13 protein-coding genes, 1 tRNA gene and 8 pseudogenes are annotated in these 19,803 nt (G+C 69.4%); 11 read left to right on the top strand and 11 right to left on the bottom strand.

The window, feature by feature from the left end; translation table 11 throughout:
* A pseudogene (locus FBY22_RS44555) lies at positions 1-192 on the bottom strand (hypothetical protein); the annotation flags it as partial.
* Positions 193-1,220: 1,028 nt separating this feature from the next.
* Here FBY22_RS44555 and FBY22_RS45980 point away from each other — a divergent pair.
* Both FBY22_RS45980 and FBY22_RS45165 read left to right on the top strand, forming a co-directional pair.
* Positions 1,221-1,495 (top strand): annotated as a pseudogene (locus FBY22_RS45980) (AfsA-related hotdog domain-containing protein); the annotation flags it as partial.
* 207 nt (positions 1,496-1,702) lie between these two features.
* Positions 1,703-2,062 carry an AfsA-related hotdog domain-containing protein gene (locus FBY22_RS45165; protein WP_260845011.1) on the top strand — a complete coding sequence of 120 codons (360 nt, stop codon included), beginning with the start codon at positions 1,703-1,705 and terminating at the stop codon, positions 2,060-2,062.
* Positions 2,063-3,508: 1,446 nt separating this feature from the next.
* Here the strand turns inward: FBY22_RS45165 and FBY22_RS19775 are convergent.
* Positions 3,509-3,981 (bottom strand): annotated as a pseudogene (locus FBY22_RS19775) (DUF6584 family protein); the annotation flags it as partial.
* 100 nt (positions 3,982-4,081) lie between these two features.
* On the opposite strand from FBY22_RS19775, the pseudogene FBY22_RS45170 reads away from it, so the two are divergent.
* The 3 genes and pseudogenes from FBY22_RS45170 to FBY22_RS19785 form a co-directional block, all read left to right on the top strand.
* A pseudogene (locus FBY22_RS45170) lies at positions 4,082-4,258 on the top strand (transposase); the annotation flags it as partial.
* Positions 4,219-4,353, top strand: coding sequence for a hypothetical protein (locus FBY22_RS45175; protein ID WP_260845007.1), 135 nt, complete (start codon positions 4,219-4,221; stop codon positions 4,351-4,353). The pseudogene FBY22_RS45170 and the gene FBY22_RS45175, both read left to right, overlap by 40 nt.
* A gap of 291 nt (positions 4,354-4,644) precedes the next feature.
* Positions 4,645-5,721, top strand: a complete 1,077-nt coding sequence (locus FBY22_RS19785) for a medium chain dehydrogenase/reductase family protein (RefSeq protein WP_142146913.1) — start codon at positions 4,645-4,647, stop codon at positions 5,719-5,721.
* 539 nt (positions 5,722-6,260) lie between these two features.
* Here FBY22_RS19785 and FBY22_RS19790 read toward each other — a convergent pair.
* A pseudogene (locus tag FBY22_RS19790) lies at positions 6,261-7,129 on the bottom strand (NAD(P)H-binding protein).
* A gap of 433 nt (positions 7,130-7,562) precedes the next feature.
* Here FBY22_RS19790 and FBY22_RS19795 point away from each other — a divergent pair.
* Positions 7,563-8,252, top strand: coding sequence for a ScbR family autoregulator-binding transcription factor (locus tag FBY22_RS19795; protein WP_142146909.1), 690 nt, complete (start codon positions 7,563-7,565; stop codon positions 8,250-8,252).
* A 311-nt stretch (positions 8,253-8,563) separates the two neighbouring features.
* On the opposite strand, the gene FBY22_RS19800 is transcribed toward FBY22_RS19795, so the two are convergent.
* From FBY22_RS19800 to FBY22_RS19805, 3 genes are all read right to left on the bottom strand, one after another.
* Positions 8,564-10,171 carry an FAD-dependent monooxygenase gene (locus tag FBY22_RS19800; RefSeq protein WP_142146907.1) on the bottom strand — a complete coding sequence of 536 codons (1,608 nt, stop codon included), beginning with the start codon at positions 10,169-10,171 and terminating at the stop codon, positions 8,564-8,566.
* A gap of 401 nt (positions 10,172-10,572) precedes the next feature.
* Positions 10,573-10,713 (bottom strand): hypothetical protein, encoded by a 141-nt coding sequence (locus tag FBY22_RS44560; RefSeq protein WP_222127780.1) that lies wholly within the window; start codon positions 10,711-10,713, stop codon positions 10,573-10,575.
* Between the two features lie 536 nt (positions 10,714-11,249).
* Positions 11,250-11,326: transfer RNA gene (locus tag FBY22_RS19805), tRNA-Trp, on the bottom strand.
* Between the two features lie 260 nt (positions 11,327-11,586).
* On the opposite strand from FBY22_RS19805, the gene FBY22_RS43955 reads away from it, so the two are divergent.
* Positions 11,587-11,745 (top strand): hypothetical protein, encoded by a 159-nt coding sequence (locus FBY22_RS43955; protein ID WP_160159900.1) that lies wholly within the window; start codon positions 11,587-11,589, stop codon positions 11,743-11,745.
* A 246-nt stretch (positions 11,746-11,991) separates the two neighbouring features.
* Here FBY22_RS43955 and FBY22_RS19810 read toward each other — a convergent pair whose 3' ends face one another.
* Together FBY22_RS19810 and FBY22_RS45180 are read right to left on the bottom strand one after the other, a co-directional pair.
* A complete protein-coding gene (locus FBY22_RS19810) occupies positions 11,992-12,471 on the bottom strand; it encodes a class I SAM-dependent methyltransferase (protein ID WP_260844924.1) in 480 nt (159 codons plus the stop codon).
* Positions 12,472-12,932: 461 nt separating this feature from the next.
* A pseudogene (locus tag FBY22_RS45180) lies at positions 12,933-13,437 on the bottom strand (Ku protein); the annotation flags it as partial.
* A 135-nt stretch (positions 13,438-13,572) separates the two neighbouring features.
* Here FBY22_RS45180 and FBY22_RS19825 point away from each other — a divergent pair.
* Both FBY22_RS19825 and FBY22_RS44225 read left to right on the top strand, forming a co-directional pair.
* A complete protein-coding gene (locus tag FBY22_RS19825; RefSeq protein ID WP_142147846.1) occupies positions 13,573-13,974 on the top strand; it encodes a hypothetical protein in 402 nt (133 codons plus the stop codon).
* A 1,819-nt stretch (positions 13,975-15,793) separates the two neighbouring features.
* Positions 15,794-15,934, top strand: a complete 141-nt coding sequence (locus FBY22_RS44225; protein ID WP_174267219.1) for a hypothetical protein — start codon at positions 15,794-15,796, stop codon at positions 15,932-15,934.
* Positions 15,935-15,937: 3 nt separating this feature from the next.
* Here the strand turns inward: FBY22_RS44225 and FBY22_RS19835 are convergent, their stop codons facing one another.
* Positions 15,938-16,834: a hypothetical protein gene (locus tag FBY22_RS19835; RefSeq protein ID WP_142147849.1), complete on the bottom strand. Its 897-nt coding sequence runs from the start codon at positions 16,832-16,834 to the stop codon at positions 15,938-15,940.
* Between the two features lie 186 nt (positions 16,835-17,020).
* Here FBY22_RS19835 and FBY22_RS45185 point away from each other — a divergent pair.
* Together FBY22_RS45185 and FBY22_RS19845 are read left to right on the top strand one after the other, a co-directional pair.
* A pseudogene (locus FBY22_RS45185) lies at positions 17,021-17,134 on the top strand (ATP-binding protein); the annotation flags it as partial.
* Positions 17,135-17,248: 114 nt separating this feature from the next.
* Positions 17,249-17,612: pseudogene (locus FBY22_RS19845) on the top strand (phosphate signaling complex PhoU family protein); the annotation flags it as partial.
* 165 nt (positions 17,613-17,777) lie between these two features.
* On the opposite strand, the gene FBY22_RS19850 reads toward FBY22_RS19845, so the two are convergent.
* On the bottom strand, positions 17,778-18,788 hold the full coding sequence (locus tag FBY22_RS19850) for an alpha/beta fold hydrolase (protein WP_142147851.1): 1,011 nt from the start codon (positions 18,786-18,788) through the stop codon (positions 17,778-17,780).
* Between the two features lie 310 nt (positions 18,789-19,098).
* Complete coding sequence (locus tag FBY22_RS19855) at positions 19,099-19,797, bottom strand: SDR family oxidoreductase (protein WP_142147853.1); 699 nt, start codon at positions 19,795-19,797, stop codon at positions 19,099-19,101.
* Positions 19,798-19,803 lie beyond the last annotated feature (6 nt).

The raw sequence follows: 19,803 nt of genomic DNA on the forward strand, positions 1-19,803 counted from the left end.
CGGCGGCCTCGTCCTCGACCGCGCGCGCAGGTCCTGCTTGCTGGCGAAGTGGAAGTGCAGCGCGCCGTTGCTCACCCGGCCCGCTTGCTGATCGAGGTCAGCGAGGCCAGCACGAAGCCGTCCGGGCGAACCCTCGGCCGCCGCCCGCACCAACGACTGACGCGTACGCGCAGCCCGCTCCTGCTTCACCATCGCCCACTCTCCCTGACCTGCGGCCGGCCGCCACCGACCGGCTCCACCATTGCCGCCCGCCCGCGCGGCCCACCCCCCGGCCGGACCGCCCCGCCCGCACACGGCAGCACGCACCGCCAACAGACCAGACCAGACCGGGCCGGGCCGTATACGGCCCCACCAAAACAACCGGGCACAAATCCACAGGCGTCCGGGCGACTCGGCACGACCCCGGCCACCGAACCGCACGACACCGCACACGAGACACGCGAGAGCGCGCGCGCACGCACGCTCCCCTGCCTCGCAGACCGTCACCGCCGGCCGACCCACAGGATGGTAACAAACCGCGCACGCGGTCTCTATTTTAAATGTGAAGGTCTTGCAGAGCCAAGGGCCGCGCTCATGCGGTTTTCCGGGGACCGGAGCGCGGGAGCCGGGACGTCGGTGGCAGCCAGGCCGCCGGCGCCTCCCCCGGCGTCCGCCGCGCCCCCGCGCCGGCGGGCCTCTAGGCCGGACCGCGGCCGCCAATCCGCCCGCACGATCCCTCCCGGCCACCGTGATCAGGGAATATGCCCGCCGCATGGGAGAGACCCTCGGGCAGGCCGCTCGAGAACGACTCGAGAAGACGTGCGGAGGACACCCCCGCCGGCCCGGGGACCGCCGGAAGGCTCCACGGCGCCGCGAGGGTGCCGGAGGTGCCCGTTCAGCAGGGATAGAGAGCGCTTCGAGCACTCCTCTGCGGATTGGGAACGAGGTGCTCCACATTTTGCCCATGGGAACTCCGCATTCCTTCTAGAAATTAAACCGGGTGGTATGTATCTTCACTGTCCTCGGCGCTCCACCACCCACATTCCGGCCACATCCAGGCCACGGCGGCTCGGGGGGAAACCATGTCCATGTCTGTGAGCACCTACCGCACCACCCGCGTGATACCCGGCCTGACGCAACCGGCAGGCCCCGGCGCCCCCACCGGCGGCGCCCCCGTCTTCCAGCCACTGACCAGCACCGTCCCCAAAGAACTCGTGCACCGCGCATCCGTCGCCGAGGTCATGCTGACCGACTGGGCACGCCGGAGCGAGGACCACTTCACCCTGGCCGCCCAGTGGCCCCGCGGACACAGCTTCTTCACCACCATCGACGGCTGCCACGACCCCTCATCGCCGCCGAAACGATCCGCCAGGCCGGCCTGCTCCTGGCCCACGCCGAATACGGCGTCCCCCTCGGCCACTGCTTCCTGGTCAGCGACCTGAGCGTCGCTGTCCGCCCCGCACAGATGCGCGTGGCCGCCACCCCCGCCACCCTCGAACTCGAGTCCGCGTCCGCGACATCAAACAACGCCGCGCGGGAGGTGACCGGCTTCCGCATCGAGGTGGCCCTCCACCGGCGAAGGACAGGCTCACGCCACCGGATGGCGGCACCCCATACCTGCATCGCCCCCCGCGGTCTACCAGCGCCTGCGCGCCGCCCGCGGCCCCGGCGACTTCCAGGTCCGCCACTCACCGCCCCCGAACCCCCCCAGAGGGTGGGCCGCATGTCCCCCACCGACGTCGTCCTCTCCCCCCTCGGCCAGCCCCACCGCTGGCAGCTGCGGGTCGACACCCGCCACCCCGTCCTCTTCGACCACATCGTCGACCACGTCCCCGGCATGCTGCTGATCGAAGCCGCCCGCCAAGCCGCCACGGCCACCCTCGGCCACACCACCCTCCCCTCGCCATCACCAGTGAGTTCCTGCACTACGTCGAACTCGACACCTCCTGCACCGTCGAGGCACACCCGACCGACGGCACAGGCACCGACCCGGGAGGCACCCGAACCGTCCACGTCACCGCCCGACCAGAACGAAGAAGACGTCTTCCGCTGCACCCTCACCATGGCCCCACCCCTCACCTGACCACCACCCCGCGGGACATCTGCCGGACCCGACGGGCGGGGCAGGCCGTCGGGGACAGCAGATGCCACCCAGCACGGCAGCCCCGCCCACCACACCGAGGCGGAACGCACCCGGCAGGACCGCAAGAAGTACCAGCGCACCGGCCAACCCGCCTCCATGACGGGGCACTTGGAACGGACCCGCGGACTCCTCCGACCAGGCCGGCGCCTGCCACAGCGTCGCCGCCAAAACCCACCGCGTGACCCCGGCCGGCGGGGATGCCGCGTCCGCAGGAACCAACAGCCCATGCCGCGCGAGCACCGCCTGAGGGGAACCGATTTACCGGGTCGGGGCAGGGTGTGGCGAGACGCGCGGAGTCGTCGGCTTTCCGGGCTTGGCATCGGCATCACCGAGGTTGGAGACAGCTCCCGATTCACGACGAGGCGTGTTCACGAGCAGAAGGCCGATGATCTGCCCCCGTGTGTCCCGAACCTGCCAGGGATCGGGACCTCCCCAGTACACCTGCTGGTCGCTACGGTCTCCGGAGCGAGTCGTCCGCTCATGTCATGGCAGTCACGCCCACGGCTGTCGGCACACTCGAACAGGACAGCTGGGGAGCCGGTGTCATTGACGAAGGCGACAGAGCTGAAGTTGGCGGGGTCCGTGATATCCACGGTCGCCGGATCGCAGCACTCAGAACGCCCGCGACGAGTGCGGCGGCCAGCCAGGATCTGTGCGGGCCACCATCCACATCAAACCTCCGTTCGGCGACGGAGAGCCTACAGAAGGCACACGTTGCCTGACGGGGCGCCACGAACGTGCGGTGACCTGCCCGTCAGGCCGCTGTTGTGCAGCCAGCCCCGCTCGGCGAGCTTGGTCATTTTCGGCCCCCAGCGGCTCCAGCCTGCCGCGCACCGACACGTCCAGGCCGTGGCTCGCCAACCGCCCCGGCCTGCACCGGGCCATCCGCCTCCCGCACGATCACCAGGATCCGCGGCAGTCGGCCGGCAGCGCGCCCTCGCCGGCGGCGTCGGGCGGGCATCAGCAGACCGCCTGCACGGCACGGCCCCCTTCGCCGGCACCGAGCGAGCGTCGGCATCGGCCTGTCCTGCGCGGGCAGAGGATCCAACACCCGCTCGCGATCACCGGTTCCTCCGCTCGACCGCACCTCCTGCGGTAGTGCTCGGGTCAACTGCTCGGCGAGAGCATCCAGTTCGCTCCGGCGAGCGGGTGATCCTGCCGCTCCTGCCCTTCGCAGCCTCCCGCGGTCTCATGGCGTGCCGACTTGCTGACGAATCGCAGGCGGGGCCCGTCACCGGTGCAGTCGAACCCGGCCCAGTCCGCCGGAACCGGACACTGCCCGATGATCCACGCCAGGTCATCCGCCGCCAACCGGCATCAGTCCCCCGTCACGCACACCAGAGCCGTGACCTGTGATCTCACGAGGCACACCCCCCGGTCAGCCGAAAGGGAAAGGAGTCCCTTCACCCAGATCGCGAGGAACAAGAGAACGGCCAGCCGCTGGCCGCCAGCACACCGCCGACCGTCCACGGCTCAAAGGGCGCCTCGCGCTTGCCTTCCAGGCCGTCCCGGTAGGAGACGGGGTCGTCCCAGTCAACGGGGTGCCCCACCTCCTGGGCGCAGGCGGTCCGCACCATGACCAGCTGCTCCTTAGCGGAAGCGGTGACGGCCTTCGCCTGAAGGCCCCTGCCGGCAAGGGCCTTCATCCGCCACCCGGCACAGACATACCGCGCCTCGAAGGCAGCGGTCTCATCGGCGTTGCGGTCCTCTTCGAGGTACATCCAGCGTCCAGCCTCGGCAGCATCGCCGTAGAGCCGGTACACCTCCGCCAGACGACGACGGAGCGACAGATCGTGCGGGAAGGACGAGATGAGACCGCGCAGGCGCTGGCGCGCAAGGCGAACCCGGCCGCCGGCCAGGTCCGCATCAACTCGAGCAAGGGTCTCTCACCGGCATGAACGCATGATCAGCCACCACACGATGATGTGGCTGCCGAGTGCCTCCGGTAGATCGTCTTGCGTGACGCAAGCGCAACTGACGGATGAGGATCGGGAGTTCATCGATCCGCACTTGCCGACAGGCCGGTACGGCCCGTACCCCGAGCAGCTACGGCAGCAGTTCGAGGGCGTGATCTGGCGGTTCAAGACCGGCGGGCAGTGGCGGGAGATGCCGCGGGAGTTCGGCGCCTGGTCGACCGCTCCACGCATCCGTCGCGCGACGTCTTCGCTGACATCGCGTACACCTTCGACACCTTCGACACCTTCGACACCTTCGACACCTCGACCGCATGAACGCCGACATCCTGGCCGGCATCGACATCGCCGCCTGCGCGGGGCGGACGAAGATGGGAACGTGATGGTCGGCTTGACGGAGAAGCGGAGGAACTGCCTCCGCGTCAGTGCCGTGCCAGAGAATGTTTCTCGGTGGCTCTGGTGCCGTTCGCCGACACGGCGGCGGCCCCCTGCGGACAACAGGAGGCCACCGATTCCGAGAGCAAGAACCGCCGACCTGAGGAGGTCACGATTCCACCACCGCATGATCGATCGGATGCGAGGGCGGTGCAGCCTACCTAGGCTGAAGACGTGAAGCGCGTCGTCATTGATCATTTCGGCGGCCCCGAGGTTTTGCGGGTCGTAGAGGACGACGATCCCCGGCCGGGGCCTGGTGAGGTGTGCGTCAGGGTGCTGGCCGCAGGCGTGTCGTTCACCGATGCCCAACTGCGCGCCGGCACGTATCTGGGCGTACCGAAGCCGCCGTTCACGCCCGGCTATGAGCTCGTCGGTGTCGTCGAGGAGCTGGGCCCGGGCTGCTCGAGGCTGCGAGAGGGGGACCGCATCGGTGCGCTGACGGTGTGGGGCGCCGACGCGGAGCGCGTCTGCGTGCCGGAGGCGGAGGCGGTCGAGGTACCCGAGAACCTCGACCCCGCCGAGGTTCTGAACCTCGTGTTCACTTACATGACCGCCTACCAGCTGCTGCACCGCGTGGCGAGGGTGAGGAGCGGCGAGTCGGTGCTCGTGCACGGTGCTGCCGGCAGGGTGGGCACCGCGGTCCTCGAACTCGGAGCGGCCGCCGGGCTTCACCTCTATGGAACCGCGTCCGCCCGCGACCGGGCCAAGGTCGAACAGCTCGGCGCGGTGGCGATCGACTATCGCAACGAGGACTTCCTGGCGCGCGTACGCGAGCTCCCCGGGAAAGGCGTCGACGTCGTGCTCGACGGCCTCGGCGGCGCGGTGTCGCTGCGCTCCTTCCGCGCGCTGAGGCGCGGCGGACGGCTTGTCGTGTACGGCCACTACGCCACGCTCGAGCATGGGCACAAGAACCGGCGAGCGTGGGCAGAGTGGTACGCGGCTACGGGGGCCGTCGCGCTTTGGAGCCTGCTCTCGCCCCGTCGGCAGGCACTCGCCTACCGGATCCAGAAACTGCACGGTCGTCACCGCCAAGTGCTGCCCGTGGCCGGCAGCCACCCAGCGCTTCCCGTGGGTGGAGGTCCCCGCGACCCGGAGCAGTTCCGGGCGGACTTCCGCGCGCTGCTAGAGCTGCTCCGTGAACACAAGATCCACCCCGTCGTGGCCGAACGCCTGCCGCTGTCGGACGCTCGTCTCGCGCACGAGATGCTCGAGCGCTCGGCAGCGAAGGGAAAGCTCGTGCTCGTGCCATAAGACGAGGCCGAGGAGGACGTTCGCATATGGTGCGCGACCGGCCTGATCGGCGACCGGCACAATGTCGCGCTCGTAGGCACCGACGGGTCGGGGCAGCGGGTGGACCCGAGTCTCACCTGGACGGCAGAGCTATCCCTCGCAGCCGTCGCCCCACGGTGCGAGTTCTGACCCGCTGAAGGGAGCGCGGCGGTGTCCCCGACCTGGACCGTCCGATAGGAGGGCAACCCTGTGCACCGACGGTCCGGTCCGCACAATGCGTCGCACAGCCCGAACAGATCGTCGCCCCGCGCGGTCAGGCACGCCTACACATCCGACCGGAACGCCGTCACCACCATCAACGAGTCTCATTGAACCTCGGACTCGACCAGTCCCACGACCCCGGCCGCCGAGCTGCGCTGTCGATCAGCACGGGATCGGCCCTTGGCCCCTCACTCATCCAGTGAAACCGGGAAAACACCGAAAGAGCCTCGAGACCCCCTCGGCGCAGGACCATCAACGACAAGCTCAAGGGAAAGCAGTCACCCGGGCCCGCCGGCCGGTCACCCGCCAGGCGCGAAGGCCGCCAGATGGTCCCTCGCCCACGCACTGAACGTGCCCGCCGGGCGGCCGGTCAGCGCGGCGACCGTGTCCGTGACTCCCGCCTTCGCGCCGGCCCGCTGACGCTGCGCGCTTGCAAGCAGCGCCTCGGCCACCAGCGCCGGATAACGGCGCGCAAGCGCCGCGCGCGCCTGATCCAGGGAGAACTCCTCACACCGCAACCGGACGCCCAGCAGCCGGCCCAACTGCTCCGTCTGCCCAGCCGCGGTCACGGCCTCCGGCCCGGTCAGGGTATAGGCGCACCCCGCATGCCCCTCCTCCGTCAAAACCCGGACGGCCACCTCCGCCACATCCCGCGGATCCACACAGGCATGGGGAGAGGTCCCGTACAGCGCGCGCACGGTACGCGCGGATCGCACGGACGGCGCCCACGCCAGGGCGTTGGAGGTGAACGCCGCGGGCGCAGCAGCGTCCACTCAAGGCCCGAGCCGTACAGCAGCTCCTCCGCCCCGCGCTGCCAGCGGGTGATCAGATCATTCGCCTGCTCATCCAGCACCGCGGCGGCCGACAGCTTCACCACCCGCCGCACCCCCGCCCCTCGCGCCGCAGCCACAAACCGCTCATCATCCCCGCCCGCCACATCCGTCGTCACCAGGAACGCCGTCTGTACACCCTCAAGCGCCGCAGCCAGCGACCGCGGATCCCGAAAGTCCCCGGCAACCGCCTCCACCCTCCCCGCCACCCCCGCCGCCCGGACCAGCCCGGCCACCCGGCCGGGATCCCTGGCCATCACCCGCACCCGCCAGCCGACCGGAAAACGCCCCAGCAACTCCCGGCCCACCGTCCCCGTCCCCCCGGTCACCAAAATCACCGCACCCACCCCTTCTCTTCCCCGCCCTGCGAACCGTCCATGAACTCCCGCCCCCGGGCCGGAACCCGGCACCCGCCCCCGTTCCCTGGACGTGCCCGGCACCCACCCCGCCGGGTCCCGCGCGTCCCCTCCCTGCCGGGTTGCGGCGCGGACTTCCGCCCCCGGCCCGATGCACGCCTCCCGCCCCCCGGGTCCGGCGCACAACCCCCGCCCCCTCCACCGCCCCGCGCTCACCCCTCCGGATCCGGTACGCGACCGACGCCCCTGCCGCTTGCTGCGCAGCCTCCTGCCGCCCAGGTGGCGGCCCTTGGAGGCACAACTCCTTGAACGTTTCACGGCCGGAAGGGATGCCGCGCCCACCAAACACCTGTAATATACAAACTGGACGGTTTTTTATTGGGTCTTGGGACTCACCGGCAAGGAGGAGGCCGACATGGCGAAACAAGAACGGGCGGTCCGCACCCGGCGCGTCATCCTGTCGGCCGCGGCACGGGTCTTCGAAGAACGCGGCTACCAGGCCGCCACCGTCAACGAGATCCTCGCCAGCGCCGGCGTCACCAAGGGCGCCCTGTACTTCCACTTCCCCTCCAAAGAACACCTCGCCGAGGGCGTCCTGCACGCCCAGGACCTCGACGTGCCCATCCCCGAACGCGCCTGCAAAATCCAGCAGATGGTCGACACCGTCGTCCTGCACGCCTACCGCCTGCAAACCGACGCCATGGTCCGCGCCGGGGTACGCCTCTCCCTCGACCAGCAAGCCCAGGGCCTCGACCGCAGCGGACCCTTCCTGCGCTGGAGCGAGGTCGGCACCCAACTCCTGGATGAGGCCAAAACCCAGGGCGAACTCCTGCCCCACGTCACCCCCACCGAGACCGCCGACGTCCTCGTCGGCGCCTTCGCCGGCATCCAGGCCATGTCCCAGGCCCTGACCAACTACCAAGACCTCCCCACCCGCGTCAGCGCCCTCCTGCGCCACGTCCTGCCCAGCGTCGTCATCCCCTCCGTCCTCACCTCCCTCGACCTCACCCCCACCCGCGGCCACACCGTCTACACCGAACTCCAAACCCTCCACCCCGACCTCCCCACCCTCAACCCGTCGCGGGAACCCGCCCCCGCCGGCTGACCACCCCCACCAGCAGCCCCACCCCGGAGCCAGGCCGACGTACTCCGTCAACTGACGGCCCCGCCGACACACCGGCCCCCACGACGTGAGAGTCAGCACCCTGCCGCGCCGCATCCCGCCCGGCAGGGCCACCCGTTCCGCCCTCGCCGCCGCCGACCCCGATACGAGCGACGCCGGCGCCCACACCGAGCCGCAGGCCCTGCCAGCAACTACCCAGCCTGCAAACCGCGTTGAAGCCCCTATCGGCCAGCTGACCGCCCCGGCCGCCACGTCGGCGGCTTCCACTGCCGCGCCCCGGCCGACACCCTGAGTCAGCCGACCGCCCCGGCCAGCACACCGGGGGCCCTCACTGCCGCGGCCGGGCCGAAGAGCTCCGTCAGCACAGCGGCCAGCCCGCCGGCCCCCGACGCCCAGGCGGCCGCCCCCTCACCCTCCAATGCCCAGGCGACATACCCATCGGGCCGCACCAGCAGCGCACAGGGCAGACCGGACACCGGCTCGGCCTCCACCACCCGCACCCGCCCCGCCCACCCCCCAGCCTTTTCGGCACAGGCGTCGGTGCCACGGTGGCCGCCCAAGAGCAGCAGCAGCGGCAAGCCCTCGCGCAGCAGACCGATCACATCGGCCCGACCGTGGCGGGTGCGCAGGACGGTGTTGTGCAGGAACGTTCCCTCCCAGGCAGAACAGCCCGCACCTCGCGTCGGCAGCACCGTGTCCTGAGCGCTGACCATCGACGCCAGCACACCGCTCTCCCCGCCCCGGGCCAGCAGCTCACCGAACAGCGCCCGCAGCGGGTCCAGTTCCGGGCCGGGCCGCATCAACGCCAGCTGGGCACGCGTATGGTCGATCACCCGCTGCGCCGCAGGCCGCCGCTCGCTGTCATAGCTGTCCAGCAGCCCCTCCCCCGCCCAGCCGCGCACCGCCAGCGCCAGCTTCCAGCCCAGATTCACCGCATCCAGCACCCCCGTACTCAACCCCTGACCCCCGACCGGGAAATGCACATGCGCCGCATCCCCCGCCAAGAAGATGCGCCCCTGCCGGTAGGAGGCAGCCAGCCGGGAAAAATCACTGAACCTGCTCAACCACCGACCATCACGCAAAGTGATGTCCCGGCCGGTGACCCAACACACTTCACGCTGGAGCTCTTCCAGGACCAACGGCCGATCACGATCGGCGTGCGCACCCTGGCAGTTCAGCGTGCGCAGACGGACCCACCCCTCTTCGAGAGGCTTGGCAACGATCCAGCCCCGCTCCGTGCGACGCCACCCCGCCTCCAGACTGCCCCTGTCTCCCTCTACGCGGACATCCCCCGCCATCGCCGACACCGTCGCCGGATAGGCACGGGAGGCGAAGCCGGCCTCACGGCGCACCAGGCTGCGGGCCCCGTCGGCTCCCACCAGGTACCGGCCCGTACACACCACCGCCGCACCACCCGGCCCCCGCGCGGTGACCCGCACCCCACCCGGACCCTGCCGCACATCCGTCACCCGACACCCCCGCAGAACCCGCACACCCACCGCCCGCGCCCGCTCCTCGAAATGCCGCTCCAGCACCTCCTGCGCACACTTCAACACCGGCTCCGGCTCCCCCGCCGGCACCGAAATCACCAACCCCGCCAAACCCGCGAAGTGGAACGGACTGCTCACCGGCCCCCCACCGGTATCCGCCCCACCCGCCCCGCTCTCACGGCCAGTCATCCGCCCGCCGCTACCGGACACCAGCCCCGCGAGATACCCCCGCCGCACCAGACACTGCACCGCACGCGCATGCAACGTCGTCGCCCTCGGACACCGCGAAACCCCCGCCCGCGACTCGACCACCACCGTCCTCACCCCACGCCCCGCCAGCTCACACGCCAGCAGCAACCCCACCGGCCCCCCGCCCACGACCACCACATCCCCCTCAACCCCGTGCACCATCCCGGACCTCCCCCAGACACCGACCCTCACACGCGCGGCAGGGCGAAGGAGGCGCAGCACACAAAACACCCGCCCCCCACCCCGGACAACCCCAGCCCCCGGGAACAACCCACCTCCCCAAGGAAGTTGAACCGCTCCGCTGCTCGTACGGACGAGCCAACACCGAAAAAGATACCGGGTGAGCGGTTTTCCAGCAACGAGCGCGCACCACCCGAAACCCACCACACCCCACCCCAAAACCACACCCATCAACCCCCGAAAGAATCCCCGCCAGCACCCACCGCCGCGAGACCAACCCACCTCAAGCGGCCACCCTCGAAGTGCGGCTCCTCACCCTGATCGAACGCCAACACCTCGACAGACGCCGATCGCCGGGACCGAAAAGCTGGACGCCCGCTTCTTCAAAGTTCGCCGGGATCCTCCTCAGCCTGCAGCCGCGTACTGACGCTGGTGGCCCACTCCACGGCCCACATTCCGAGGTCATCGATCTGCTCGGGCCGGAGGCCGTAATCGGCGTAGTCCTCGTCGTCCCACCATTCCACGCCGCCAAGGCGGTCCCGGCGCTGTGGAGAGGCACTGGGAGGCAGCGTGGACCGTCACGCGCATCACGCCCGGCCCCGAGAAGGGCGGGAGCGGCTCCCGCCCCTCTCTTGGAGAGCGCAGGGCTGGAGCTTGAACCCAACTTCCGCTGATCTCGGCAGCCGGATGCACCACACTCAGCCCGGCCGCCGTGAGGGCGCCGCGACCTTCGGTGCCGCCTTCGTAACCCATCGGCCATCCCGCACCTCCGCCCGACTGCTCCTCGCTCTCGGGCTCAGGGCGGCAGGGGGAAGAGTTTTACAGGCATAGAGGCGCGCCACCTGTTACCGCAGCCCTGACAAGGGCCCTGCATGGGTGACCTGAGTCAGTCGAAGAGGGCGACGAGTCCATTCACCCAGACCGCAAGGAACCCCAGGGCCGCCAGAAGGCAGCCGGCACCCGCCAGCACACCGCAGACCGTCCACGACTGGGAGGGCGACTCGTATCCCTTCCCCAGGCGCTGATAAAAGGGGTGATCGCCGAGGCGGCCAAGCACGAGTGGCAGGGGCGGCAGGAGTCGAACCTGCGGCATCCGGTTTTGGAGACCGGCGCTCTGGCCATCTGAGCTACGCCCCTTTGGTGGTTGACAGCTTGGCATGATCGGCAGGTCCATCGCCAAGGGATTTCCGCCTGTGCAGAGAAGGCGTAGGACGCCGACGACCTTGCCGAGAATCCGTAAGGGGTCATCCGTCGCCTCCCACCAGATCCAGCACCGTGAGGACGACCAGTTGCGCAAGCCGGTCACCTGGTGGCTTCCGCGGTTGGAGACCGCGACTCCGTCCACCCCGGCGTCGGCGGCGAGGCGGGCGTCGCCCCAATCACCTACGTCCTCACCGGTGAAGTCTCTGATCACGGTCCCCCAGGCGCCCCTGTGGGATGCGGGCTGGCGCTGGCTCGGCACACTTGGCCGCTACTCGTGCCCCGACTGCCCGCCCGTCGTCCTCGTCGTGAACGGCGTCCACCGCGCCCCCGGCCGGACGGAGAGCGCAGCATGAGCGAGCAGGCCGTCATGCTGCACGGCCCGGCAGCAGGGAAGGTCTTCGACGTCGAGCTCAACGCCATCGGCCATCCGCCGCACTTCTTGACGGTGATCGCCGACCCGGCAGGCGTCCCCGGCTCGTCCGTCGAGCACCCGCAGCCCTACCGGCTGCTGCTGTGGCGTACCACCAACGCGCCGGCGAAGACGACGACGGCCGCTGGCAGTACGTGTAGCGCGGCGCCGAGGCGCGGTTCGCCTGAGGTCACGCCGGGCGGCGGGCCGCCACTAGCAGCGTCGCGGCCGCGCGCGGCCCCTCACCCGCAGGCCACTCCTCGACGCTGATGTCGGCGAACCCGGCCTCGTCGAGGAACTTGACCCACACCTGCTCCTGCAGCACCCAGCGCGGCATCCACGCGGCCTCGCCGTCCTGCGTCTTCACCGCGATCTGCCGGGAGACGACGTCGGCCTCGGCGACGTCCCCGGACAGGAAGTGGGCCAGCGTGGAGAACACCAGCCGCCCGCCCGGCGACAGCGCCCCACACGCCGCCGGCAGCAGCTGCCGCGGATCGGTGAAGTCGACCGCCCCGAACACGCTGTACAGCACGTCGTAGGAGCCGCGCGCGGCCTGCAGGTGAGCGACGACATTCGCGCCGACGATCCGCAGGCGCGGCACCTGCCCGAACGGGTCGGCGGCCATCGCAGTCTGGGCGGGCGAGGCGTCCACGGCGTCCACCCGGGCCATCGGCTGCCGCACCGCCAGGTGCGCGGCGTGCCGGGGCGGCCCCGCGCCGAGATCGGCGACGTACGCGCCCGTGAGCGGGCCGAGGACGGCCGGGGCCGGAGTCCTGGCCCCAGATCCAGCAGAACGATGCCGGGACGTCGCGGTCCGTTTCGGCGCGCGAGCGGCCCTAGTACTCCAGTGAGAGTTCGTGTCCTGAGCTGCGTTTTCGGTAGTGGCAGCGGCGGGCGGTGGCTTGGTGGTGTCTGCGCCAGTGGGACCAGTTCAGTGCGTGATCTCGTGGATGACCGCGAGGTCGGGGGCGGGTCCAGAGAATGTCCAGGAGCCTTCGGATCTCTGCCACGGTGAGTGCGGTGATGGTGCTGGTGGGGTCGTTTCTGCGGCCCCCTTTGCGGCCTCGTCGGCGGCGAGGCCGGCAAGGAAGGCGTGGGCCAGCATGGCGAGGGTGATGTGCCGGTACCCTTGATCTCGTCCTCGTCCACGTCGACGGGCGGACGGGAGGATCTCGGCGGGGTCGCGGATCTCGTCCGGCCACCGCATCGCGTGCAGCACCAGGGCGTCCTCGTGCACCCGCAGCAGACCCAGGCGCTCACGGCCGGACCATACGTACTTGGCAACAGCCACCTTGCTGGACCTGCCCAGCGCCTCGACCAGCAGCTTGTAGGGCTTGGCCGCCACCGTGCCGTCCGGAGTGAGGTAGTAGCCCTCGCCGATCTGGATCGGGTCGATCGGCTCCAACGGCACGAACGCGGCGATCTCGATCGCCTTCGCCGTGGGCAGCGGCAGGTTACTCAGCTCGTCATCACTGATCGGGACGACCTGGTCCTTGGCGTACTCGTAGCCCTTGCCGATCTCCGCATTCCCGACCTCGCGGTCCTCCAGCTAGCAGAACTTCCGCACCCGCACCCGGCCCATGTCCTCGAGGTGGTACTGGTGGAACTGGATCGCATGCTGCTCGGTTGCGGTGATAGGGCTCTTTGAAAATCGTCAGTGTTGCTCTTCCCTTCATTTGATTGCCTCGTGCAACTTTGTGGGGATGGTGGCGAGCAAGAGCATGGAGAGCCTGTCGGCGGAACTGTTCAGGGCCGTCGGTAGGGTTCGTCCATGGCTGTAAGACCCTCCGAGCATTGGCGTAGGGCGATCGCGGACGAGGCCCGCGCGGTCGCCGCCGGAGCTATGACTCCTGAGTCTGCGTCGTTTCTCGGTGTCTACTCAGAGAGCTTCCTGGCTGACACGGATGCCGCCCTGAAGACCTTTGAAGCCGATGTCAGGGGGCTGACGAAACCGTCGGACGAGCAGGTCTTCGCCATGATTGAGCGGGTAGTTCTGGCGCTGAACACGGTGAACGAGCAGTCCGAGACCGACACTTTCGATACCGACGAGCGAGAGCAACTGTGCCTGTTCATCGACGCGGTGTTGACAGAGCAAGGCATTGACGTTGAAGAGCTAGCCGTCCGTCGGGGCCTGAGCCGGTATGCGATTACCGACAGATGGCGCCGCTGGTGACTTGAGAAGGCAGGCAGGGCCCGCCGGCCGGAGGCCGGCGGGCCCTGAAGATGGGTGACGGTCAGGTGGTGTCCCTGCGGTCACCGGCGAGCTCGGTCAAGGAGTTCTGCGCAAAGGGATGACGTCTGGCCCGTTGGGAATGGCCGGTCGGGCCGCTTCCGGGGTGGCCAGCAGGGCGACGATCGTGATCGGCTGCTGGCAGTGGGGGCAGTTTCGGGTCGCGGCCGGCTCGAGTGGGTCCCGCTGGCTGGACGGGCGCGCGGCTCCTCGTGCTGTGGTCCTGGGCGTTTCCGGCACTGCTGGCAGGGCTTCTCCGAGTCTGAGGGCCCGCTGTTCATCGCGTTCGCGCTCGCGTCGCTTCTCTGCTTCGCGACGGCAGGTGGCCGAGCAGTAGACCTGGCGGAGGCGGGGGTTCGCCATGAAGGAGTCGCAGGTGCTGGATCGTAGAGGCAGACTCTGCGACGTCTTCGGGCAGTACGCCGAGCAGCTCCACGGGCGTGCGTCGCCCCACCAGAAGTTCCTGGCGGGGCGCGGCTTGGATGATCGGCAGGGGTGTTGTGAGTGCCATCGCCAGTGCTGCTGAAGTCACGTGCGGGTAGGGGTCGTGGTGTCCGACCCGTCCGCGAGGTGGATGACCCTCGTTGGTCATCGCAGGGCAGCGAGGGCGGTAGCGATGGCGGCGGCGAGTGTGAAGGTGGCCGTGAAGGCAACGGCGGCGCGGATTTCGCACGTAGTGCGTCACCGAAGACCCAGTAGAAAAGGCCGGTCAAGCTCGGCGGCCACAGCACCAGGCGGGCAGGCGATGGCTGAGCAGATGCTCCCCCACGACCGGCCGGTCCTACCGTGCGGGGTACCGCGCACGGGAGCACAACGAGGCCAGCATGGTCGATAGATGCCGTGATTGCACGCCACCCCGTCGCGCGGGATGCACTGGCCTGAGGGTTCGTCGCTGGGCTGCCACGTCGGGCTCGGTGGTTGAGCCCCATCGCCGGTGATGTGAGGCGTCAGTTACAGTGCCGGGCGGGGCCCGTATCGAGCGCACTCGGTACGGGCCCCGCCATGTGGTCAGCGCGTGTCAGAAGACAGACGGGAGTTTCATTGTTCGGTGCTGAGAGTGGAGCTCGACCCCGACCAAGAAGCATGACGTGCTCCACGAGATGAATCGCGCCAAGAGCCCTGGACCCATCTCCCGTTCATTCCAGCTACTCAGACTCAAAGATGCGTTCTGAGCAACGAAGCATGACCCGGCATGTACCACGGCCAGCTCAGGCGTTCCGGCAGTCGACGCCGTGAGGATGTTGTCCGTGGACAACGAGGATTGTGGAGGGGCCGCCCGGTCTTGTTGTCCGCGGACAACAAGGGTGTCCGCCACACGGCTCTGGGCCGGACGCTTCGCCCAATTTCTCCTGCTGAGGCCGGCTTTGCTTTCCAGTCGGCAATCAGCCCTTCCCCGCAGGCGTTGTGACCGCAGCGCCCGAGCCCGCGATCGGTGGCCTTCTGCCACCGATCGGAGCTCCCGCCTGCGATTGATGACGCAGCTGAACGTAACGCCGGTGACACCATCTAGGTTGGAGCCAGTGATGATGACGACCTGCTGCCGGCCACCGGTCCGGTCGCCGAGGTGACGGTGATGATGGTTGCCGCAGGTGGATGCAGGGCCCCCTACTAGGGATCATAGAATCCTCCACACTCCCATCCGTCCTCGCTGACGGAGATCACAAGCATGCATGGCTGGGCAACCGCCCCGGTGAGGGCATCGCGTAACTCGTCCGAGCTGTGGTCGAGGGTTGGGCGCCTACACCCCCAGCTGGTCAACGTCATGCTCAACTTGGTGGTGTTCCGCTCCGCCGACCAGGATCTAACCACCGCCGGCACCTACATCGAGATGGCGTCCCGCCTGGCCGAGCCCATTCTCCTGGGCCTGGCGGTCCTCGCCGTCCGCAACCGCGTCAAACGCTGACCTTCAATGGCGCCAGCAGCGCGGCAGGAGCGCGGCCCAGGTGAAGCGTAGGCGGTGGACGGGGACAGAGGGGGCCTGCTGGAGAAGTCGGGCGGTTGGCGGGAGCGACGGCACAGTGGGCGTAGCGTGCGGCAGCGATGCTGGGGGCGTGCGGACGTCGGTGGGGGCACTGGCTGCGACGGCGGTTGCCGGGATGGGCAGTTGTTGGGCGGTGGGTTGAGCGCCCCGTTGTGCGTGTTCGCGGGCGCGGCGCCGGCGGTGGCGTTCGCGGCCCTGTTCGGCACGTTGCAGGGCCGACATGGTGGCGTGGGCGGTGGCGGGACGGAAGTCGGGTCGTTTGGCGAGCGCCAGCAGCGGCTGCGGTACCAGGCCCCACCAGGTGGCCCCGTCGGTGGGGCGCGGGTGGGAGATGGTCCAGTCCCGTTTCCAGGAGGCCATGTCGCCGCTCCAGTCTTCGCCGGGCTGAGGGGTGTAGGTGCGTTGGCGGCCGCCGTAGGGGAGGAGGACGGTGTCGCCGGCGAGCCAGCCCACGGTGGCGCCGGCGGTGGCGAGCTGCCGCTGGGCGGGGGTGGGGCGCACTTTGGTGTGCGTGATCGTCTTGTCGTAGGGCTGGACGTTGATGGTGCCGGCTACGTCGCAGTGCAGCGGGTCGTCGCGGTCGAAGATCCACCAGTGGGCGGCCTTGGTGCCGTGCTGGTTGCGCGTGGCGGTGATGCGGTGTGCGACGGCGTCTGGGGTGAGCAGGCGGCGTGGTCGCTCCAGCACGATGACGTGCTCGCCGCGGCGCACGATCAGGGAGGGCGGTATTTCCCAGCGCTGCCCGGCGAGGTCGGGGTCGATGCGCAGGCTCAGGGCCGCCTGGGGCAGGACGCGCAGCAGCTGGTCGTGCAGGGCGAGCATGGTGGTGAGGTCAGCTTGGTGTGACTTTGATCGATAGATGGCGAGGGCGGGATCCCGAAGCACGAGGTCGGAGCCGTTTCGTTGATTCCTTGTTGGCGGCGCTGTTGAACGCTAGTTGGCGAGTTGTTCAGGGATGAGATGGTCGTCGTAGGCGGCGGGAGTGACGCTGCGTAGCTGGCGGTCCTGGCCGCCGATCCGAATAGGGTCGGCCAGCACAGGTTAGAGATCGTGATGGCCGTCTGCCGGAGCTTCGCCGTTCACCGGGAGCCGGTGGGCAAGCGGCTCAGCGGCTGTTTCTGAGCCTTGAGGAGCAGAGGGTCCGTCCCTTCCTGGAACGGGCGAGGGCTCTGCGCGAATGGTCTGCGAGGCTGGCAGCCGGTGGAGACGGGCTGCGGACTGGGCGGTGAGGGCTGGATGCGCGAGGCGTATCAAAAGGAGCTGGAGTCGATCAGCCAGACCGGTGGAGATGGCCAACCTGGTCGGTTCGGCCATGGGCCGAGCCACCGGCGCTCTGCTCGACGCCGATCTCCAGGCGGCGCAGAGCGCTACCTCTACTAAGGAGCAGGTCGAGGAGCTGCAGCGGGATCTGGAGGAACGGGCGATCGCAGTGCTGGCCCGCCAGCAACCGGTCGCCACGGACCTGCGGGTGGTCGTCACCTCACTGCGGATGAGCGCGGACCTTGAGCGCAGCGGCGTGCTGGCCAAGCACGTGGCCTCGGTAGTTTTGCGGCGCCATCCCCAGCACGCGGTCCCGGATGATCTGCGCCGTACCATCCTGGGGCGATCTCCGCGGCCCATGGGACCGGCAGCGGATACTCCGCCGCAGGCGCCGACGCCTCACCCTCGGCCGTGGTTGCCGCACTCCGTTCCGGCGGCGTATGGCCGCCGGTCGACGGTCGCCGTGCCTGTCGGGGCTGGCGACCGTCTCGCGCTACTGGTGCTGTCAGCGGTCGAGGAAGGCGTTCACCTCGGTGCCGAACTTGACGGCGTACTGGTCGAGGAAGCCGTGGCCGGCGTCCGGGTAGATGTGCAGCTGTGCGTGGGGGAGGTACTTGGCCAGGAGATGGGAGTTCGTGGGCGGCATCAGGATGTCGCTGTCGCCGTCGGCGACCAGGACGGGCTGGAAGAGGGCTTTCAGGCGGACCAGCTTGGACTTGTCGGGGATGCCCCAGTCGGACCACGCGGTGAGCTGGTGGTCGCGGGTGACGAGGCTGGAGGGGGCGTCGTGGTTGGTCGTGCGCTGCCCGAGGCGCTGCAGGAACTCCGTTCCGGCGGCCTGGCTGGAGGCGGTGGGCTTGAAGAACAGGAAGAGGTAGTCCTCAGGGCCGGGGTTGTCCTTCAGGGCCCGCTGCAGGATGTTGGGATCGGATGCGCGCTGATTCACTCCGCCCTGAGGGCCGGTGCCGGCCAGGACGACGCGACGGACCTGCCAGGGACGGCGCAGGGCGACCTCCTGGGCCACCTCGCCGCCGATGGAGAAGCCGAACAGGTCGTAGCGCGGCAGCTTGAGGGCGTCAATGAAGTCAATGGCGTCCAGGGCCATCTGCTGGATGGTGCTGGGGGTGGTGCCGGTGGAGCCGCCGACGCCGACGTTGTCCACGAGGATGACCTCGCGCTTGGCAGCAATGGTGTCGATGAGCTGAGGGTCCCAGGAGTCGAGGGTGCCGCGGAAGTGCTGGAAGAAGACCAGCGGCACGCTGCCGGCGCTGGGGTGGCCGAAGCGGCGGTACTGGTAGGTGACGCCGCCTGCGGCCGTGATGCGCAGGTTGGGGGCGGTGCTGGCGCTCTCGGTGCTCTGCGTCTGGGTGACCGCGTGGCGCGTCGGGCGCGAGCTGTCGCCCGCGGCGGTGGCCATGTTCGGCACCGCGCCGGCGACAGCGGCAACGACCGACATGATGGCCAGGGCTGTCGCAGCGCGCCGGGAGATACGGATACGTCGCTTGGTTGAGGACATGCTGATTCCTTGGGGTCGGGCCGGAGGTCTCTCCCGGCGCGTTGAATCTGCCGTGCGCTGCGCGTGCGGATGTTCTGCGGGACGCACGGATCGTGGGGGCTGTTCCTGACCCGGCGACTCGTCGAGCCGGGCCCGCCGCCGTACGGACCTGAAGGCCCTGATGGGTCGGGTGACCTCACGATCGGATCGGGCCCGGAGGTCATGGCCTGCACGAGTGTGGGGAGCGGGGAGTGACGGCGCCGGTGAGCCGGGGGGTTGAAGAAACTCCCGTGGAAATCGACGTGTGCGAAGGTTCCTGGGCAGCTGGCTCTCAGGGCAGTTCCGGGTAGAGCGCCGTGACGCCTCCGGCCAGTCCGGCCTGGACCTGACGGCTGATGTCGTCCGCGAGGATCTCGTACGCGTCGGCGGCGATGCCGTCGACGGCGAGCCGGGCGACCTCGGCGGGGGCGGTCTTGGCTCCGGAGACCTCCCGGATCATGTCGGTGTCCATGGGCCCGACGTGCAGCCCGGCCACCCGGATGCCCTGCTCGGCGAGTTGGGCGCGCAGTGCGTTGGTGAGCGACCACTCGGCGGACTTGGCGGCGCAGTAGGCGCCGGACTGCGGGAAGCTGAACCAGCTCAGGACTGACAGGATGTTCAGGATGGTGCCGCCACCGTTGGCCGCGATCTGGGGTGCGAAGGCGCGGACCACGGAGAGGGTGCCGAAGTAGTGGGTGTCCATCTCCAGGCGGACGTTGTCCAGGTCACCCGCGAGCAGGTCGGTGGTGGTCCCTATGCCGGCATTGTTGATCAGGACCGTCACGTCACCCGTGGCCTTGGCCGCAGCCGCGACCGAGTCCGGGTCCGTGATGTCGAGCGCGATCGGCCGGACGCCCGGCAGGTCGACCTTGTCGGGGTTGCGGGCCCCGGCGTAGACGGTGGCGCCGCGGCTGAGCAGTTCGGCGGCGAGTGCGCGGCCGAGGCCGCGGTTGGCGCCGGTGACGAGGACGGTGCTGGTGGAGAGGTCCATGAGAAG

Source organism: Streptomyces sp. SLBN-31 (assembly GCF_006715395.1).
In the GTDB taxonomy this organism is placed as follows: Bacteria; Actinomycetota; Actinomycetes; order Streptomycetales; family Streptomycetaceae; genus Streptomyces.

Excerpts from the sequence above, each read along its gene's own strand:
- FBY22_RS19835 (WP_142147849.1), bottom strand. The coding sequence starts at position 16,834 with ATGCTCGCCCTGCACGACCAGCTGCTGCGCGTCCTGCCCCAGGCGGCC.
- FBY22_RS19855 (WP_142147853.1), bottom strand. The coding sequence starts at position 19,797 with ATGGACCTCTCCACCAGCACCGTCCTCGTCACCGGCGCCAACCGCGGC.
- FBY22_RS44225 (WP_174267219.1), top strand. The coding sequence starts at position 15,794 with ATGCTCAACTTGGTGGTGTTCCGCTCCGCCGACCAGGATCTAACCACC.
- FBY22_RS45165 (WP_260845011.1), top strand. The coding sequence starts at position 1,703 with ATGTCCCCCACCGACGTCGTCCTCTCCCCCCTCGGCCAGCCCCACCGC.
- FBY22_RS19800 (WP_142146907.1), bottom strand. The coding sequence starts at position 10,171 with ATGGTGCACGGGGTTGAGGGGGATGTGGTGGTCGTGGGCGGGGGGCCG.
- FBY22_RS19795 (WP_142146909.1), top strand. The coding sequence starts at position 7,563 with ATGGCGAAACAAGAACGGGCGGTCCGCACCCGGCGCGTCATCCTGTCG.
- FBY22_RS19825 (WP_142147846.1), top strand. The coding sequence starts at position 13,573 with ATGGCTGTAAGACCCTCCGAGCATTGGCGTAGGGCGATCGCGGACGAG.
- FBY22_RS19810 (WP_260844924.1), bottom strand. The coding sequence starts at position 12,471 with ATGGCCCGGGTGGACGCCGTGGACGCCTCGCCCGCCCAGACTGCGATG.
- FBY22_RS19850 (WP_142147851.1), bottom strand. The coding sequence starts at position 18,788 with ATGTCCTCAACCAAGCGACGTATCCGTATCTCCCGGCGCGCTGCGACA.